Source organism: Methylobacterium sp. E-041 (assembly GCF_022829665.1).
In the GTDB taxonomy this organism is placed as follows: domain Bacteria; phylum Pseudomonadota; class Alphaproteobacteria; order Rhizobiales; family Beijerinckiaceae; genus Methylobacterium.
Window position 1 is genome coordinate 1 of sequence record NZ_JAKSYQ010000124.1, and the last position, 1,017, is coordinate 1,017.

2 protein-coding genes are annotated in these 1,017 nt (G+C 48.9%); one reads left to right on the forward strand and one right to left on the reverse strand.

What is annotated here, in order from left to right; all coding sequences use genetic code 11:
* Positions 1 to 153 (reverse strand): transposase (locus MKK70_RS11545; RefSeq protein ID WP_243947797.1); only part of this gene is annotated, 153 nt, incomplete at its 3' end.
* 531 nt (positions 154 to 684) lie between these two features.
* Here MKK70_RS11545 and MKK70_RS11550 point away from each other — a divergent pair.
* The coding region (locus tag MKK70_RS11550; RefSeq protein WP_243947795.1) for a hypothetical protein at positions 685 to 1,017 on the forward strand (333 nt) is incomplete at its 3' end.

Genomic DNA, 1,017 nt, shown 5'->3' on the forward strand with positions numbered 1-1,017 from the left:
GCTGGCGATGAAGTGCTGCAACTGGTCGTGGCCCGAAAGCCCAAGCCGTGCCGCCATCGGCTGAAGGCTCTTGCGATCCCCCGGGCCGAGGAGGCCCCGGAAATAGAGCGGTGCCCAGGTTCGTCGGGTCTTGCGACCCATTAACCTGCCCATCGATGATATTGTCGCTCGGCAGATAGACCGAGGAAAAACGGCTATGGACCGTGTTCTAGCCCGCGGCATCGGGACAAAACTATCGGGTCAGTGTCTCCATATTGTGAAGGATGTGCAGCAGGTCGAGTTGCACAACCGGCTCAGACTAAGCAATCCGGTTTCGCAGCCTGCAGATGTTATCGAGTTAGCTAAACCCGCTCTTGCGCTGCATTTTGGATTATTCATCAGACTAAATGACAAATCAAATAACAATACTACTTGAAAAAATGTAAGTCTTGTCCAGATTTAATAATATAAATGTTGATTATAAATATAAAAATTGTAATAAAAACAACTGTTATGTAAATAGACCATTTTTATTCAATAGATATGCTAAAATATAGGTTTTATATTAATTTCAAATTATCTTTGTCGCAATCTTATCGCAATCTTTACCCAGATTGTTTAGATGCCATGCAGAATTTACCGGTTACATTGAATCTACCGGCAGCATCTCATCGCATAATTGAGGACGCAGCCTAACAATATTATATGATCGAGGTTCAGGTGACGCAGACTGGTGTGTATGTCGGCAATGATCCTGCGTCCTTTGCTGCGTACTCGAAGTGGGTTGGGAGCACGCCAGGTAACGTGCTGAACTACCTCAACAACGACAGCTGGAAGGCTTTCGACAGCTCGATCGCCTATGAGGTGACGCTTTGGAAGACCACCGCCACACCCAGCATCTGGTCGGTACCGCTGACGGTTTGGGGCACCTCGCTCGAGCAGGTCGCCACAGGCGCTTTCAACGATCATTTCCTCAAGGCCGCGCAGGGCTTAGCGCAGACCAAGGCCAGCAGCGACGGCAACATCTACGTGCGCGTC